Raw genomic sequence first — 15,893 nt, 5'->3', positions numbered from 1 at the left:
GCCGCCCGCGTCAGAGAGCGATCAAAGCCCACCAGCGTCGCAGTCACGGTGATGATGACGAAAGGGATGCCCAGAACGGCGTGGGCAAGGACAACTTTCACATAGCCCACGAAGTTCTTGTTCATGCCCAGCGTGCCTTCCATGAAGCGACCGATATCGCTGTAGAAGAAGAACATGCCGGTGGCCGAGATGATCAACGGCACGATCATCGGCGAGATCAGGACGCCCATGATGACGCGGCGGCCGGGTACGTGGCTCTGGCTGAGGCCGATGGCCGCCAACGTGCCCAGCGAGACCGAGATGATCGTCGCAATCGGCGCGATGATCAGCGAGTTCTTGAAGCTGCGCTGCCATTCATTGTTGGTGAAGAAATCGCGGTAATGCTTTAGCGAATACCCTTCGGGGTCCAGACTCAGCATCTCAGGGGTGAAGGTAAAGAAGTCCTGCGCGTTGAACGACAGCGGCAGAACCACAAGGATCGGGGTGATCAGGAACACGAAGATCGCACCGCAGATAACCCGAAACAGATAGTGATAGAACACCTGTTTTGGCGTCAGATAGCTGAGCAGTTTGCGGCGATACCGGCCTTCATAGAGCCAATAGATAAAGAAGATAAAAAACCAACCGCCCAACAGGCCCAGAATGCCACCCATCGGACCTGACAACAGGAAACCGATGACGCCGAAACCCAGGATATTGATCCAGCGCGCCAGTTTTTCGTTCTTCAGAACGTTGATGTAGACCCAGGCCAGCGCGGCGATCAGAGCTGCGCCACCCAGAATGCCCAAAAGGATCGAGCCGTTGCCCGCGCCGACAAAGACGCCGGCGAAGGCACCCGCCAAGGCGACACTGGGCAGAACCATGGAGAGCGGTTTGCGGGATATCGGTGTAAGTGCAGCCATGTCGATTATCCCAACTTCACGTTATCAATGCCCACGATCTTGTCGTAGACCCAGTAGAGCAGCATGACGACACCCAGCAGGATCGTACCCAAGGCCGCAGCCAGTCCCCAGTTCAGCGAGGACGAGATGTGATAGGCGATCCGGTTCGAGATGAAGACACCCTTTGTGCCGCCAACGATTTCAGGCGTGATGTAGTATCCGATCGACAGAATGAATACGAGGATCGAGCCCGCTCCGATACCCGGAATGGATTGTGGGAAGTAGATGCGCCAGAACGTCGTCCAGTTGGTCGCGCCCATTGATTTCGCCGCGCGCGTGTAAGTCACCGGGATCGTCTGCATCACTGAATACATCGGCAGGATCATGAACGGCAGCAGGATATGCGTCATCGCAATGATCGTGCCGATCTGGTTATTGATGATCACCAGTCGTGCATCATCGGCCACAAGTCCAAGCCAGACCAATGTTTCATTAATCACGCCCTGCTGTTGCAACATCACTTTCCACGCCGAGGTCCGCACCAGAAGTGAGGTCCAGAAAGGCAAGAGGACAAGGATCATCAGCAGGTTCGACACCCGCATCGGTAGGGTCGCCAGCAGGTAGCTAACCGGATAGGCCAGCAGGATACAGGACACTGTAATCACCAGTGACATGAACAATGTGCGGCCAAACAGCTTGATCAGAATCTGCTTGTCTTCAGGCTGCGACTGCGCGCCTTCGGGCGTGCGGCGCATATCGACCGCGTTCAGGAAATAACCATTGGTAACCGTTGGCGAATGGGTCTTGATCACGGCCCACGTCTTAGGATCGCCCCAGCCCTCGTGAATCTCGATGATCTGGTCCTTGAATGGTCCATCGGTTTCAGGGTCAAGCTTGCCCATTTTCCGGCCAGAGCGGCGGAACAAAGAAGACATGCCAGTCTCTTCGTAGTTCAGACGCGAGCCAAGGCGGGTGTGGGTTTTGCTATCAACGGCAACGACCATGTCGCGAACGAATGCATCGTATACTGCTTCGTCCGGAAGCTCACCGCTTTGGGCGTCCCAGCTTTGCAGGGCTTCCACAGTAAGCGGGAGGGTCTCTGAAACCATGCTGTTTTCAACCGAGCGGAACAGCATTGAAGCAATCGGCACGATAAAGGAAAACATGACAAATAGCAGAAGCGGAGCGACGAGCATCAATGCTCGTAACTTCTGCCGCCGCAGTGAACGTGCCAGCGATTGCTTAAGCGGCGTTCCGTCCGCTGCCAGCATCGGCCCCGCATTTTGGCTTGCGTCAGTCATCTGTGCCCCTTGACTCTGCTTGGGTCTGGGGGCGGCGCACCGCCCCCGACTGTTTCATGAAATCAAACGATTATTTCGCAAGCCAAGCCTGGAATTTCGCTTCGATGTCATCGCGGTAATCCGCCCAGAACTCGTAGTTATACAGGAACGTGTTCTTGGCGTTTTCCGGATCGGTCGGCATGTGCGGCGCCATGTCGATGCCAAGCTCGGCATGCTGACCAACCAGCGGAGCCGACGAGGCACGGGCCGGACCGTACGAGATGTACTTGGCCTGATCCGCCAGACGCTGCGTGTCCGTTGCGAACATGATGTAGTCCAGCGCACGCTGCTGACGCTCTTCGCTCAGACCGGCGGGGATGATCCAGCCATCCAGGTCAAAGATCTGCGCGTCCCACAGCATGGCAACGGGCTGCTTCTGCTCTTCGATCACGCTGAACAGACGGCCGTTATAGGTCGAGCCCATGATGATCTCGCCATCGGCCAGAAGCTGCGGCGTGTCGGCACCCGCGGACCACCAGACGACGTTGTCCTTGATGGTTCCCAGTTTCGCCAACGCCTGATCCTGACCTTCAGGGGTCGCCAGAACGTCATAAACGTCATCTTTGGCGACGCCATCACAGATCAGCGCCCATTCCATGTTGTTGATGGCACGCTTTTCCAGTGAACGCTTGCCCGGATAGGCCTCCAGATCAAATACGGCGCAGACATCAGTCGGAGGTGTGTCACCTACCAAGTCTGTACGATAGCCGAATGTAGTCGAATACACGATCTGCGGGATAAAGCACTCGCTGACCAGCAGGTCACCGAAATCATCGGCAGCCGAAGTGCCGTCGGGCGCCGGGGCCAGCATGGTGTCTGGGTCGATCTCCATCGCCAGACCTTCGTCACACAGACGAATTGCGTCCGCAGCAACAACATCCACTACATCCCAGGTGATGTTGCCCGCTTCGTTCATCGCGCGCAGCTTGGCAACCGCTTCGGCCGAGCTGTCATCGTTAAGGATAGTGATGCCGCTCTTTTCAGAATAGGGCTCGTGATACGCCTTCAGCTGTGACTTGGAATAGGCGCCGCCCCACGAGACAATCGTCATCTCCTCGGCCATGGCGCCTCCGGCCACGGCAACAATGGCGCTTGCCATCAAAGTGGTCTTAACTTTCATTGTTAACTCCCTGTTATACCCGTAAATTTCTGAACAGACCGGATCACGGGGCAACCCGGCCGCCATTTACCCCCAGCGATCCACCAGGGGACGTTCTTCATCAGGCGTCAAGTGCCCGGCAATCATGGGCCAACCAACCGATTTCAACTTCCTGGCCGGGCGACAACCGAACCGCATCGGGAGCGTTTCGGGTCTTGATGATAAAGTCTTCATTGCCCGCCACAGATAGGCGGAACCGGAAGACATCACCCATATAGATGAATTCTTTGACAGTCGCCTTTAGCGTATGCGCATCGGCATGCAGGCGATCTTTGTTGAACTCCACCCGTTCGGGGCGGATTGAAACTTTGGTCCGTTCACCAGCAGCGCTGACATTGACCGGTTTGGCGTCAATTTCTGATCCATCATCCAGTGCAACCACGCACGAGTCGCCGTCGATTGACTTAACAACGCCTTCCAAGGTGTTGTTTTCACCAATGAACTGGGCAACAAAGCTATTTTCGGGCTCTTCATAGAGCAGATCCGGCGGCGCAAGCTGCTGGATGCGTCCGTCGTCGAACACGGCCACGCGATCCGACATCGTCAGCGCTTCGGTCTGGTCGTGGGTGACGTAAACCGTCGTAATCCCCAGCTCATGCGCCAGACGGGTAATCTCGAACTGCATATGTTCGCGCAATTGCTTGTCCAGCGCGCCCAGCGGTTCGTCCATCAAAACTAGCTCAGGCTCGAACACCAAAGCACGAGCCAAGGCGATCCGCTGCTGCTGACCGCCGGACAGTTGCGCCGGACGACGGCTGCCAAAGGCGCCCATCTGGACCATATCCAGCGCACGCTTCACTTTTTCTTCCCGATCGCTTTTGCCGATGTTGCGCACTTCAAGCGGGAACGAAAGGTTTTCAGCCACAGTCATATGCGGGAACAATGCATAGTTTTGGAACACCATGCCAATCCCGCGCTTATGTGGTGGAATGTTGTTGATCGGGCGTCCGTCCAACATGATTTCGCCATGAGTAGCGGTTTCAAATCCGGCCAACATCATTAGGCAAGTTGTCTTGCCAGACCCAGAGGGGCCCAGCATTGTCAGAAACTCACCCTTTGGCATTGAGAGGTTAAGATCTTTTACGACGAGTATCTCGCCGTCATAAGATTTTTGAACACGCTGAAATTCGACGAACGCTGCGTCATTTGACATTACCAACTTGGCTCCCCTGTGCGGTCTTTGCTTGCCCGGTTCATCCGGATCTCAAAGACCAGTCCACCCTATTTAAGGACATGGGGGACCAACCACGCAACCATAAATGTGACAGCTAGGCGACAAAGAATCCTGAAATTCACTTCTGCTCAACTGATATTTCGATATCTCGTCCGCAACGCAAGACCTTGAATGGCGTAATTAACATGCTTCATTCGCCTCTACTCAACTTTCTAACCCACAACATTAATATAATATTTTTAATGGGTTATAATTACAACCTAAACCACCACATCTCACAGCCCAGACCTCGGCATCGATACTGAGGTGCTGAGAGATTCGCATGTCGAAATTCCTCGACCGATTGGAAAACGCCAAAATTTTCTGGCGCAATCCAATCTAAAAACCGCGCTTTGGGGGGCAATAAATCTCATTTTGATAGGGCGGAGGTGCGGATTTGCGCACCTCCCGTTTTCAGGCGCAATCGGATTCTGCCTTTGGGGGCAGTTGCACCCTCTCAACTTGCGGCTTCCTGCGCTTATTCCGGGGCAGGATTCAGATGTTTCTTGACCTTCTTCAATCCGGCACTTCGGATAAAATGCACAGAACTTGGGCATCGCTCCCAATGTTCAGGGCCTCGCAGACATCTGCATTCATCGCTGCTGCGACGCCCGCCCCGCCCGAAGCAGTTGTCGCCAACCCAGCCTCTGCCATAGCCGGTAAATACCGCACCACGTCGTCATCCGAGAGCGTCAGAAAACAGTCTGCATCCCGCGCCAGACCATTCAGCGCGATCAGCGAGGGTTCTTTACAGTCCAGCCGTCCCATGATGCTGTCAGGCCCATCCGCAAAGACGCAGGTACCTGCTTCGATACTGGCTTGCAACGCAGGGGCCGCTTCGGGTTCCACGACAATGATCTTGGGTCCATCACCCCAGGCATGGCGCGCATAAGCTGCAACCGCCCCTGCCAACCCACCTACCCCGGCCTGCAAAATGATATGCGTGGGCGCATTTGGGCATTGGCGCACCGCTTCTGCAGCCATCTGCAGATATCCCTCCATCAGGGTGTGCGGCAGCTCGTAATACCCGTCCCACGAACTGTCAGATAGCAATGTCCAACCGTTAGCCTGCGCCGCTTTGCCAGCAGCCTCCATACTGGCGGCATAATCCGTGCCTTGACGAACGACCCTGGCTTTTTGCGCACGAAGGCGTTCCGCGAAACTTTCAGGTACGGTTTCGGCGATATAGACCACTGCATCAGCCCCAAATATCCGTGCACCTGCTGCTACACTCATCCCGTGGTTACCCGCGCTAGCGGTGACATAGGTTTTCCCGCGTAAAGTAGACTTATCCGGTGTCTGCGCCAGATCAGCAGCGTGGCGGGCGATGACATAGGCAGCCCCCAAAGCCTTGAATGACCCGAGGTTCATGCGCCCACGCTCATCTTTGACCCATAGATCGGCGACATTGGCCAAATCCTTGGCTTCAACCAGATTGGTTTCTGCTGCTGCAGGGCATACTGTTAACAAATCAGCTACGCGAGCCGCGTTTATCGAAGGAAATGGAGCATCAGGAATCAATTTTTCCTTGCCGCGGTGTGGGTTTGAACTGAGTTTCAACAGTATTTCCTTCCTGAGTTGTCCATTGACGTGATCGGATTCGTAAAGTTCTGTCAACACGTCTCTAATCACGACACGAGGATCCGATGAGCCAAGTGAATCCGGCATTCATGCGGGGGGAATTTGACCGTCGGCTGTCCAAAACACGAAAAGCCGTGACCGAGGTCGGGCTGGACGCGCTGTTCTTCGAAGATCCTTCGAACATGACGTGGCTAACCGGATACGAGGGGTGGTCGTTCTACGTCCATCAAGGCGTTTTGGTCTTTCATGACGCAGACCCGATCTAGTGGGGACGCAATCAGGATACTAATGGGGAACGACGTACAGTGTGGATGCCTGATTGTCAGATACGTCCACATTGAAAGCCGCGCGTGCTGCGGCTATCCAGTAGGTCTGAGCTATCTCCCGGACTGGGGTGAGCGCACGGTATCTCTGCGTCCCGAGGATGAGACAATCCTGGAACCTGGCAAGACGTTTCACTTTATGCCTGGCCTCTGGTTGAATGACTGGGGGTTAGAGATCACCGTGTCGATCCTGATCACCGATACCGGTCTTGCCGAATGTTTCTGTAACCGCCCAAGAAAGCTGTTTGTAAAGCCATGACCCTGCAAAGAACCCAAGATATCCTCGCCGATCTGATCGCGTTTGAAACGGTATCTGCAGACAGCAATCTTCAGATCATCAGCTATCTAAGGGACAGGTTGCAGGCCTTGGGTGCACGCTGCATCGAAACCCGAAATGATACTGGCACCAAGGCCAATGTATTTGCGTCCTTAGGCCCAGACATTCCCGGCGGCATCCTGTTATCCGGCCACACGGACGTAGTTCCCGTCGCGGATCAGAACTAGACATCAGACCCGTTTTTGATGACCGAGAAAGATGGCAGGCTTTACGGACGTGGCACCTGTGACATGAAGGGCTTCATCGCCGCCGCACTTGCACTTGCCGAAACGCTGGATGCCAGAAAACTGACCCACCCGCTGCACTTTGCCTTCACCTATGATGAAGAAACCGGATGTTTGGGCGCGCAGAACATGGTGAACGATCTTTCCGAACGAGGAATTGTGCCAGATATCGCAATAATCGGAGAGCCCACCGAAATGTGCCTGATCGAAGGGCATAAGGGGTGCTATGAATACACGACACGATTTGTCGGGCTCGAAGGACACAGCTCGGCCCCCGATGATGGGGTTAATGCGGCGGAATACGCGGCACGCTATGTAGGAAAACTTCTGGAACTGCGCCAGATATTGAAATCCCGCGCGCCAACAAACAGCCCCTTCGAGCCACCCTGGACCACTATAAACGTGGGGTTCTTCAATAGCGGCGTCGCCCATAACGTCATTGCCAGCAAAGCCGATGTCGGGTGGGAAATGCGCCCGGTTCAAGCCAGCGATGCGGATTTCGTTAAGCAAGCCCTGTCAGACTATGTGACCCACAGCCTGCTGCCCGAAATGCAGGCCGTCCATAGTGAAGCCAGCATCACGCAGGATATCACGGCCGAGGTTGCAGGCCTTGAGCCCATGGAAGAAAACGCCGCCCGCAAACTGGTTGCCGAGCTGACCGGGGCGAACGGAACAGGTGTTGTGTCATTCGCCACTGAAGCTGGCCTGTTTCAGCAGCTTGGCACCCACGCGATTGTCTGCGGTCCCGGCTCGATCACACAGGCCCATAAAGCAGATGAGTACGTCGAGATCGAACAGCTCGACCTATGCTGTCGGATGCTGGACCGGCTTGGGCAACGCCTGACCTCTTAACCTGCCCCATGGGTGCGATCATAAGCAGATCGCTTGGGCTGAATATGCGCGTTTCGGATGTCTTCACCGGGGTCATAGGCTTCCATAACCAATGGATAACAGGCGGCTGCGTCCGAGGAATGCTCGGACGAGCAATCGCCCCCGGGACAAGCTGAAAGGCCGACGATCAGGTCAATCTCGGCGTAGAATTCCAGATAATCACCCGGACGCACCGGGCTTGCCTTCATGAAGTATTGGCCTGTGTCCTGCGTAAATCCGGTGCACATGAAGACGTTCAACACGTCGTGGACGTGCATTTCGGCCTCATGCAGCGGCAGGCCACAATGGCTGGCCAATGCCCGTGTCAGGTTGGAATGGCAGCAATAATGGTAGTCATCGCCAGACAGCAGTCGCCCGGTATATGGGTCACAGCGGGTCCCGATTACGTCATGCACGGATCCGCCGTATGAATCGAACCCATACCAATCCAGAGTATCCGTAACGATGGTCGCCATGGGTCGCATATTTGGAAAACTTGACCACATCCGATCCCCGGTCGACAGATGCGTGCCATGCAGCGCGCGGGTTTTGCCGGAATAGAACCGTTCGGTCAGGTCGTGCTTGTACCACATGTTCAGATCACCGACCTGCGCGCCATCGACCGACACCACCCGAATAAAGGCCCCCGCGGGCACTTCAATACAGGCCGCATCACGCGGGGCTGCTATGACTTCGGCGGTTTTCACCGCGCGCTGCCTCAGGTCAGTCAACGCAGCCAGATCAGGTTGCGGTATCGTTTCGGGCGGATAGCAAATGACCGGCGGGATCGCCCTCCGGTCATTTGCGTCTGCCGGAGGTTCAAAATTCGGATGTTTCAACTTCATGACCGCGCTCCGATATCTGTCTGACAACAGACCTAGCGCATCACAAACGGGTTCGCCATCGGCTCTTGCGAGGTGCTGATCCAGGTGGTCTTGGTCCGGGTGTAATCCAGGATCGCCTCAACCCCGGCTTCACGGCCATACCCTGATTGATTGAATCCGCCAAACGGCGCGATAGGAGAGATCGCGCGATAGGTATTAACCCAACAAATCCCGGACTTGATCCGCTTGGACACCCGATGCGCCCGCGCCAGGTTCTGCGTGAACACACCTGAACCCAACCCAAAGACTGTGCTATTGGCCAATGCGATGGCCTCTTCTTCGGTATCGAAGGGCAGCAGAGACATAACCGGGCCAAACATCTCAACTTTCAACGTCTCGGTCTCGGGCGATATGCACTCGACCAGTGTTGGGTTCATGTAATTGCCGGGCCGATCCGCAGGTTGCCCGCCGAAATGGACCACGGCCCCCTGCTCCGCTGACTTGGCCAGGGTCTCTTCGATCTTGTTCACTTGCGCCATGGTACATAGCGGTCCGACATGGGTACCGGCATCCAGCGGGTCACCCAGAACGATTGCACCCGCCTTTTCTTTGATGCGGCCGATCAGATCTTGCAGAACGGATCGCTGCACAAGCCCGCGCGTGCCCGCAACGCAACTTTGCCCCGACGCGCCAAAGTTTCCGGCGATCAGGCCATTTGCGGCCCCATCCAGATCCGCGTCTTCAAAAACAAGTATCGGCGATTTGCCACCAAGCTCCAGCGAAGTGACGGCGAAGTTTTCGGCGGAATTCCTGACCACATGGCGCGCTGTCTCGGGGCCACCGGTAAAGGCGATGCGATCCAGATCGGGATGGCGGGTCAATGGAATTGCACAGTTTTCCGCATCCCCGGTGATGACCGAGACAACGCCCGCGGGGAATCCTGCCTGTTCAATCAAACGCGCGAACTCCAGCATCGGGGCCGGCGCGATTTCGGATGCTTTCAGCACGACGGTACAGCCAGCCGCAAGCGCCGGGCCCAGTTTGGTCGCCGTCAGGAACATTTGCGCATTCCACGGCACAATCGCTGCGACAACACCGATGGGTTCGCGCGTGGTAAATACATGCATATCCGGCTTATCGATGGGCAGAACCGTCCCTTCAACCTTATCCGCAAGTCCCGCGAAATAGCGGTAATAATCCGCGACATACCCCGTTTGCGCCGAGGTTTCTGTCAGCAGTTTGCCGCTGTCGGTTGTCTCAAATTCCCCGAGCTTTGCGGCGTGTTCGGCAACCAGATCGGCCAAACGGTACAGAAGCTTGCCGCGCGCGGTGGCCGTCATATCGCGCCATTGCGGATCATCAAGCGCACGTTTGGCGGCGGCGACTGCCCTGTCGACATCCTCAGGTGCCGCACAGGAAAACGTAGCCCACCCCTGCCCAGTTGCGGGATTTGCAGATGTCATAACCTGAGACGTCGCCCCCTCAGACCAGGCGCCATCAATGAAAAGCTGAAAATGCGGTAGATTTCCCATAGTGTTCCTCACTGAAAGGCTGGCATGACATCGTCGATGAACCGCGCCAAAGAGGCACGTTTTCGCTCGTTCGTCATCCCGCTGTCGACCCAGAACGAAAACTCATCATAGCCCAAATCTTCATAACGTTTGATCCGGTCGATAACCTGCTGCGCTGTACCAACCGTCAGGTCGCGCGCCAGCTTATCACTTGTGTACATCTGGTTGGCATCCATCTCGTCCGGGGTGATCCGTTGGATCAACCCTTGCTCGACCGGGCGTTTGTTCATGAACCAGGCACCGAAATAGTTGTAATACCGGCGCAATTCCTGAACGCCTTGCGCAACATCGTCTGTGTCCTTGCCAACATATGTATGATGCAACAGCATGATTTTGGGGCGCGGTCCGGTATTGCTGTCGCAGGCTGCATTGAAGCGGTCCATCAGCGTTTCAATCTCTTCCATGCCCTGCCACAGGGGGGTGACCTGGATGTTAAACCCGTTGTGGACACCGAATTCATGACTATTGGGGTCCCGCGCCGCGATCCAGATCGGCGGACCGTTTTTCTGAAACGGTTTCGGCGCAGAGGTGGTGGCCGGGAAGGAATAGAACTCTCCCTCATGCGCGCAATCGCCCTGCCAGATTTGCGGAAGCAAAGGGGTTGTTTCGCGCATCCGTTGGCCCGCTTCCCAGGCATCCATCCCCGGCATCAAGCGCTCATATTCGTAGGAATATGCGCCCCGTGCGATCCCCAGTTCAATCCGGCCTTTGGTAATCTGATCTGCCGCCGCCGCCTCTCCGGCCAGTTTGATCGGATGCCAGAACGGGGCGACTACCGTACCCGTCCCCAGCCGTACATTCCGGGTGTGATGAGCCAGATCGACTAGCGAGATAAAGGGGTTGGGCGCGATGGTGAACTCCATCCCGTGATGCTCACCCGTCCAGACGGCGCGCATCCCGCCCTCGTCCGCCATTTTCACAAGGCTGACGAATTCGTCATACAGAACGTCATGCGGCTGATCTGGCGACAAACGTTCCATATGGGCAAACAGGGAAAATTCCATTGACCTGCTCCTTTATCGTAAGCTGTGAATGTCGCCTTGCGAGGCGTCACCAAGGTAGAGAGAAAAATCCCCCTCTTTGGCTTCCATCGCATAGCGGGTCATCATATGGCGGACACCGCCGGACACGTATTTCAGGTTCGGAAGGTCATCCGTTCTGATCCATTCGGCGCCCTCAAGCGGCGTTGGTCGGGAACAGCTGGCCAGAAAATAGGTGTAATGCTGCTTTGTTTCCGCATCGTCGAATGAGGAATAGACCTGTTCGACCTCTACCTTCAGTCCACGTTCTGACAAGCCCTGGGTCAATCGGTTTCGCTGCCCACCCCGCTCGACCCCGGCGATTTGAACGGGACGATAGGCACCGTTGCTCTGCTCCAGCAAAACATTGTCATCTTTGCGGATGATCGCGCCGCATATCGTCGGTACCATGGCGTCGATTTCACGTTCGAGCCCCAGGCTGAAATACGACCCGCCGACATATCCAAGACCCTGCCCGACCGAGTGCGAGAACTCTGCCACTTCACCGATCAATAAGGTATGATCACCGGCGGGAAGGACCTGATGGGTCTCGCAGCAAAACTGCGCCAGCGCACCGTCGATCAGGGGCAGATCATAAAGACCATTGCTGTGCGCGACCTTTGCAAACCGGTCCCCTTTATACCCAGCGAAAGTATTCGATATCTCTTGCTGTCCATCTGCAAGCACATTCACCGCAAACCGGGTGCAGTTGGCGAAAATATCGTGGCTGGACAGAAACTTCCCCGGACACACCAGCAGCAATGGCGGGTCAAGCGATACGGACGAAAACGAGTTTGCGGTGAACCCAACTGGCGCGCCCTGCGGATCCCGTGCCGTCACCACTGTCACCCCGGTCATAAAGCTGCCAAAGGCGTCACGCAAAGCTCGGGGGTCCATACTTGTCATGGCTGGCACCCCCCCACAAATTCCAACAGCTGTGCGTTTACTTCGGCGGGATGAGTCATCGGCAACATATGTGCGGCACCTGCGATGATTGCCGCTTGTCCCGAGGGAACCAAACGCGCCATGTCCCGAGACATTTCAGGCGTCGAATTCGGCTCATCCGCGCCGGTCATGAACAAGGCGGGACAAGCGATATGGGCCAGCTCATCATCGGAAGGACCGTCCGTTTCGGCAAAGGCGGTATAGGCGGATTTGTAAGCCGCCGGATCAACCTCGGTCAGCCAGCGCCTGCAGGCCTGTCGCTCGGCGGACGAGGCTTCGCCAAACCAACGTTGCAACGTGACCGTGGGATCATTTGGCCCCGATACGTCCAAGGCCGAGGCACGTGCGACGACGGCCTTGCGCGCGGCAGCCGGACGCCGATGGATCGCATTCAATGCCGCAACGCCAAGAACGCTATCTGGCACATCCGTCGCCAGTCGGAGCGCTATCAGGGCGCCCATTGAATGGCCGATCAAGACAGCGGGCTCTGTTAGCACGGACGCCGTGCGGTGCACGTATGCCTCCAAGCCAGTCGGATGATCAAAGCTCGACTGACCATGTCCTGACATATCCGGGCACAAGACACGATACCCCGCCGCGACCAGAGCGTCGATCTGCGCACCCCACGCCTCGGCCCGCAGGCCAACCCCATGCAGCAGAATGACCAATGGCCCTTTGCCCCGATCAATCACCGCCAGGGTGCTGAGTTCAGACCGAGGCCGGGTTGTCCACGTCATGGCCCAAATCCTTGAGGTCCTGATAACGGTCGCCGATCCGATGATGGGGACGGCCCGAGGTTGCGCCACCCAGCACGACCACAATTTCATCCGCGCGCGGTGCGTCGGGGATTGCAAACTGCAGCGTCAGATAATGCGATCTACGCCCGGCATCATTCTTGTCCATCATGGGCACCATGATCGGAGTGTTCGCCGGACCGCGGGTATTGGTGAAGGACAGATAGGACTTGGCCCCAACCGCTTGACGATAGTAATTCCCGAAATGCAGCGTGTGGATCAGGCCCGAGGCATGTTCGACCTCGCCATCCAGCCCTACAACCGCCGCTTTGCCATAGGCTTCGATCACCTCGCCGCCACCTGCAAGCGTGACCATCCGGTCAGTCAACATTTGCCCCAGCACAGGCCCATAGGCCAGAATTTCCGGTCTCAGATCCTCGACATACCGGCCAGCCCAAGGGTTCGACACAACCGCCGCAACGGCAAACATGCGCCACGGGCGGTCGGCGGCACGAAATCCTTCAACCAGAACCTCTTCGTCGAAAGTCACTATTTTTCTGATATTTGGCTGCACTACCGTCTCCCCAAATCTGCTTGAGGAAATATCACCGTTAGAAACATCTTTTGACAAACGAAAGAACTTGAGCCTTAGGTATTAACAACACTAATAGGTTGGTTACCGATGGCAAAAACACTCCCTCCCCTGACGTGGTTCCGGTCGTTCGAAGCAGCGGCGCGGCGGCTTAGTTCAACTGCTGCAGCGGATGAAATCGGGTTGACGCAATCCGCAGTCAGCCAACAAATCAAAGCCTTGGAAACCCGTCTGGGCGTCGTTCTGTTCCACCGCCACGCGCGCGGTCTTTCTTTGACGGATGAAGGGCGGAAGCTGCTGCCACAGGTCGAGGCAGCCTTGGACATGCTGCACTCCGCCGCCTCGCCCTATTTGGCCGAGGAAAAGGCACGCCATATCACGGTCGCAGCCTCTATCAGTATTATCGAATGGGTCATCTCTCCGGCTTTGCCGGAATTTCAGGCCCAGCACCCCGAAACCTCACTCCGATTTGTCAGCACGATCTGGCCTGACGAATACGCAGCATCGCGCGCCGATATTGAGGTACGCTTTGGTTCAGAAAAACAAGTCGGGAAAAATGCGAAACCGTTGAATCCCAATCGCCTTGTCCCGGTGGTGTCGCCGAATCTAAGCGGCAATTGGCTTGATCTGCCTCTGATCGAATCCGTTGGCACATCGGACAGTTGGGCGTCATGGGGTGAAATCACCGGCCAGAAACTGCGCAAGCCATCATATTTTGTGGATTCCTATGGCCTCGCCCTGCAACTTGCTGTTTCAGGCAGCGGTGTTGCGCTGGTGAATTCTATCATCGCAGAGCAAGCCCTGAAATCAGGCAAAGTCCGCCTTGCCAGCAAAGATTCCGCACCCGCCAGTGAGGGCTATTTTTTATCCGTCCTTCGCAACTCAGCCGAGGTATCGGATTTCACCGATTGGTTTTCCGGCCTTATTTCTTGTGCCTGAGGGTCTGATTCAGACACACCCATGTCGCATATGGGGATATCGCCGCGCCCGAAAATAATGAAGTTTGGAAGAAAAGGTCCGATTCATGAGATATTCCGGCTTTCGAGTTATCAAAGAGGCGCTAACCGGCCACAAAGGGTGGAAACCGGTTTGGCGTGAACCTGAACCTAAGGCCCATTACGACATCATCGTAATCGGTGGCGGCGGGCATGGTCTGGCAACCGCGCATTACCTTTCCAAAATCTACGGCCAACGAAATGTTGCCGTAATCGAGAAAGGCTGGATCGGTGGCGGAAATGTGGGCCGAAACACCACGATCATTCGCTCGAACTACCTGCTGGATGGGAATGAGCCGTTCTATGAGTTCTCGCTGAAGCTGTGGGAAGGGCTCGAGCAGGACCTGAACTATAACGCAATGGTCAGTCAGCGCGGTATCGTCAATCTGTTCCATACAGACGGACAGCGTGACGCCTATACGCGACGTGGCAATGCGATGATCCTGAACGGGGCCGATGCCGAATTGCTGGACGCAGATCAGGTGCGGCGCGAACACCCTTATCTGAATTTCGACGACGCTCGCTTTCCGATCAAGGGCGGCCTTGTTCAACGGCGCGGCGGCACCGTGCGCCATGATGCAGTGGCCTGGGGCTATGCCCGGTCAGCCGACCTGCATGGCGTCGATATTATCCAGAACTGTGAAGTTACCGGGCTGCGGATCGAAGATGGCAAATGTCTTGGGGTCGAAACGACTAAGGGCTTTATCGGCGCCTCCAAAGTCGGATGCGCAGTTGCGGGCAGTTCGGGGCGCGTTATGGGGATGGCCGGACTGCGCCTGCCTATCGAAAGCCACGTTCTACAAGCCTTTGTATCTGAGGGGCTAAAGCCTGTCCTGCCCAGTGTCATCACCTATGGCGCGGGGCATTTTTATGTCAGTCAGTCCGACAAGGGCGGGCTGGTGTTTGGTGGCGATCTTGACGGCTATAACACCTATGCCCAACGCGGCAACTTGCCCGTGGTCGAGGATGTTTGCGAAGGTGGCATGGCATTGATGCCGATGATCGGACGCGCCCGGTTGCTGCGGATGTGGGGTGGCGTGATGGACATGTCGATGGATGGCTCTCCGATCATTGACCAAACGCCGGTCGAGGGCCTCTATTTCAACGGGGGCTGGTGCTATGGCGGGTTCAAGGCAACTCCGGCTTCGGGCTATTGCTTTGCACATCTGCTTGCGAAGGACGAACCGCACCCTGTCGCAACGGCCTATCGGTTGGACCGGTTCCGCACCGGCCGGATGATCGACGAAAAAGGCGCGGGCAATCAGCCCAACCTGCATTAAAGGGG

General features: G+C 56.3%; 14 protein-coding genes and 2 pseudogenes. 5 read left to right on the top strand and 11 right to left on the bottom strand.

Annotation, left to right across the window (positions count from 1 at the left end; genetic code table 11):
* The 5 genes from AC2FLB_RS12425 to AC2FLB_RS12405 form a co-directional block, all read right to left on the bottom strand.
* Positions 1-902, bottom strand: a 902-nt coding sequence (locus AC2FLB_RS12425) for an ABC transporter permease (protein WP_496709352.1), incomplete at its 3' end; no start/stop codon positions are given.
* A gap of 5 nt (positions 903-907) precedes the next feature.
* A complete protein-coding gene (locus tag AC2FLB_RS12420) occupies positions 908-2,182 on the bottom strand; it encodes an ABC transporter permease (RefSeq protein WP_142634170.1) in 1,275 nt (424 codons plus the stop codon).
* Between the two features lie 70 nt (positions 2,183-2,252).
* On the bottom strand, positions 2,253-3,341 hold the full coding sequence (locus AC2FLB_RS12415) for an extracellular solute-binding protein (RefSeq protein WP_142634172.1): 1,089 nt from the start codon (positions 3,339-3,341) through the stop codon (positions 2,253-2,255).
* A 100-nt stretch (positions 3,342-3,441) separates the two neighbouring features.
* Positions 3,442-4,533 carry an ABC transporter ATP-binding protein gene (locus AC2FLB_RS12410; protein WP_496709351.1) on the bottom strand — a complete coding sequence of 364 codons (1,092 nt, stop codon included), beginning with the start codon at positions 4,531-4,533 and terminating at the stop codon, positions 3,442-3,444.
* A 576-nt stretch (positions 4,534-5,109) separates the two neighbouring features.
* On the bottom strand, positions 5,110-6,153 hold the full coding sequence (locus AC2FLB_RS12405; protein ID WP_496690648.1) for a pyridoxal-phosphate dependent enzyme: 1,044 nt from the start codon (positions 6,151-6,153) through the stop codon (positions 5,110-5,112).
* 86 nt (positions 6,154-6,239) lie between these two features.
* Between AC2FLB_RS12405 and AC2FLB_RS12400 the strand changes: the two genes are divergently transcribed.
* The 3 genes and pseudogenes from AC2FLB_RS12400 (at position 6,240) to argE (ending at position 7,910) form a co-directional block, all read left to right on the top strand.
* Complete coding sequence (locus tag AC2FLB_RS12400) at positions 6,240-6,440, top strand: aminopeptidase P family N-terminal domain-containing protein (RefSeq protein ID WP_465160558.1); 201 nt, start codon at positions 6,240-6,242, stop codon at positions 6,438-6,440.
* A 70-nt stretch (positions 6,441-6,510) separates the two neighbouring features.
* Positions 6,511-6,756: pseudogene (locus AC2FLB_RS12395) on the top strand (ectoine hydrolase DoeA); the annotation flags it as partial.
* Positions 6,753-7,910, top strand: a pseudogene (gene argE, locus AC2FLB_RS12390) (acetylornithine deacetylase). The pseudogenes AC2FLB_RS12395 and argE, both read left to right, overlap by 4 nt.
* Here argE and AC2FLB_RS12385 read toward each other — a convergent pair.
* From AC2FLB_RS12385 to AC2FLB_RS12360, 6 genes are read right to left on the bottom strand one after another with little or no spacing between them, the layout of a single operon-like run.
* Positions 7,907-8,773 carry an urea carboxylase-associated family protein gene (locus AC2FLB_RS12385; RefSeq protein ID WP_496704751.1) on the bottom strand — a complete coding sequence of 289 codons (867 nt, stop codon included), beginning with the start codon at positions 8,771-8,773 and terminating at the stop codon, positions 7,907-7,909. The pseudogene argE and the gene AC2FLB_RS12385 sit on opposite strands and share 4 nt — an antisense overlap.
* Positions 8,774-8,805: 32 nt before the next feature.
* On the bottom strand, positions 8,806-10,284 hold the full coding sequence (locus tag AC2FLB_RS12380; RefSeq protein ID WP_496709350.1) for an aldehyde dehydrogenase: 1,479 nt from the start codon (positions 10,282-10,284) through the stop codon (positions 8,806-8,808).
* A gap of 8 nt (positions 10,285-10,292) precedes the next feature.
* Positions 10,293-11,327: an LLM class flavin-dependent oxidoreductase gene (locus AC2FLB_RS12375; RefSeq protein WP_496709349.1), complete on the bottom strand. Its 1,035-nt coding sequence runs from the start codon at positions 11,325-11,327 to the stop codon at positions 10,293-10,295.
* A gap of 12 nt (positions 11,328-11,339) precedes the next feature.
* The gene (locus tag AC2FLB_RS12370; RefSeq protein WP_496709348.1) at positions 11,340-12,248 is read right to left on the bottom strand and encodes a flavin reductase family protein; all 909 of its coding nucleotides are present in this window, start codon (positions 12,246-12,248) and stop codon (positions 11,340-11,342) included.
* Positions 12,245-13,024, bottom strand: a complete 780-nt coding sequence (locus tag AC2FLB_RS12365; protein WP_496709347.1) for an alpha/beta fold hydrolase — start codon at positions 13,022-13,024, stop codon at positions 12,245-12,247. The genes AC2FLB_RS12370 and AC2FLB_RS12365 overlap by 4 nt, the downstream gene beginning before the upstream one ends.
* Complete coding sequence (locus tag AC2FLB_RS12360) at positions 12,996-13,595, bottom strand: amino acid synthesis family protein (protein ID WP_496690654.1); 600 nt, start codon at positions 13,593-13,595, stop codon at positions 12,996-12,998. The genes AC2FLB_RS12365 and AC2FLB_RS12360 overlap by 29 nt, the downstream gene beginning before the upstream one ends.
* A 108-nt stretch (positions 13,596-13,703) precedes the next feature.
* Here AC2FLB_RS12360 and AC2FLB_RS12355 point away from each other — a divergent pair, with 108 nt between their 5' ends.
* Together AC2FLB_RS12355 and AC2FLB_RS12350 are read left to right on the top strand one after the other, a co-directional pair.
* Entirely contained in the window at positions 13,704-14,552 is an 849-nt protein-coding gene (locus tag AC2FLB_RS12355) for a LysR family transcriptional regulator (protein WP_496704758.1), read from the top strand.
* Between the two features lie 85 nt (positions 14,553-14,637).
* A complete protein-coding gene (locus AC2FLB_RS12350; protein WP_496695231.1) occupies positions 14,638-15,888 on the top strand; it encodes a sarcosine oxidase subunit beta family protein in 1,251 nt (416 codons plus the stop codon).
* The last annotated feature ends 5 nt before the right edge of the window (positions 15,889-15,893 follow it).

This window comes from Ruegeria sp. CDSA236 (assembly GCF_059611285.1).
Note: the sequence above shows the minus strand (reverse complement) of the source record. Positions and strands in the feature narration are given on the sequence as shown.

Coding starts and splice junctions, on each gene's coding strand:
- AC2FLB_RS12420 (WP_142634170.1), bottom strand. CDS start 2,182: ATGACTGACGCAAGCCAAAATGCGGGGCCGATGCTGGCAGCGGACGGA.
- AC2FLB_RS12415 (WP_142634172.1), bottom strand. CDS start 3,341: ATGAAAGTTAAGACCACTTTGATGGCAAGCGCCATTGTTGCCGTGGCC.
- AC2FLB_RS12410 (WP_496709351.1), bottom strand. CDS start 4,533: ATGTCAAATGACGCAGCGTTCGTCGAATTTCAGCGTGTTCAAAAATCT.
- AC2FLB_RS12400 (WP_465160558.1), top strand. CDS start 6,240: ATGAGCCAAGTGAATCCGGCATTCATGCGGGGGGAATTTGACCGTCGG.
- AC2FLB_RS12385 (WP_496704751.1), bottom strand. CDS start 8,773: ATGAAGTTGAAACATCCGAATTTTGAACCTCCGGCAGACGCAAATGAC.
- AC2FLB_RS12380 (WP_496709350.1), bottom strand. CDS start 10,284: ATGGGAAATCTACCGCATTTTCAGCTTTTCATTGATGGCGCCTGGTCT.
- AC2FLB_RS12375 (WP_496709349.1), bottom strand. CDS start 11,327: ATGGAATTTTCCCTGTTTGCCCATATGGAACGTTTGTCGCCAGATCAG.
- AC2FLB_RS12370 (WP_496709348.1), bottom strand. CDS start 12,248: ATGACAAGTATGGACCCCCGAGCTTTGCGTGACGCCTTTGGCAGCTTT.
- AC2FLB_RS12365 (WP_496709347.1), bottom strand. CDS start 13,024: ATGACGTGGACAACCCGGCCTCGGTCTGAACTCAGCACCCTGGCGGTG.
- AC2FLB_RS12355 (WP_496704758.1), top strand. CDS start 13,704: ATGGCAAAAACACTCCCTCCCCTGACGTGGTTCCGGTCGTTCGAAGCA.
- AC2FLB_RS12350 (WP_496695231.1), top strand. CDS start 14,638: ATGAGATATTCCGGCTTTCGAGTTATCAAAGAGGCGCTAACCGGCCAC.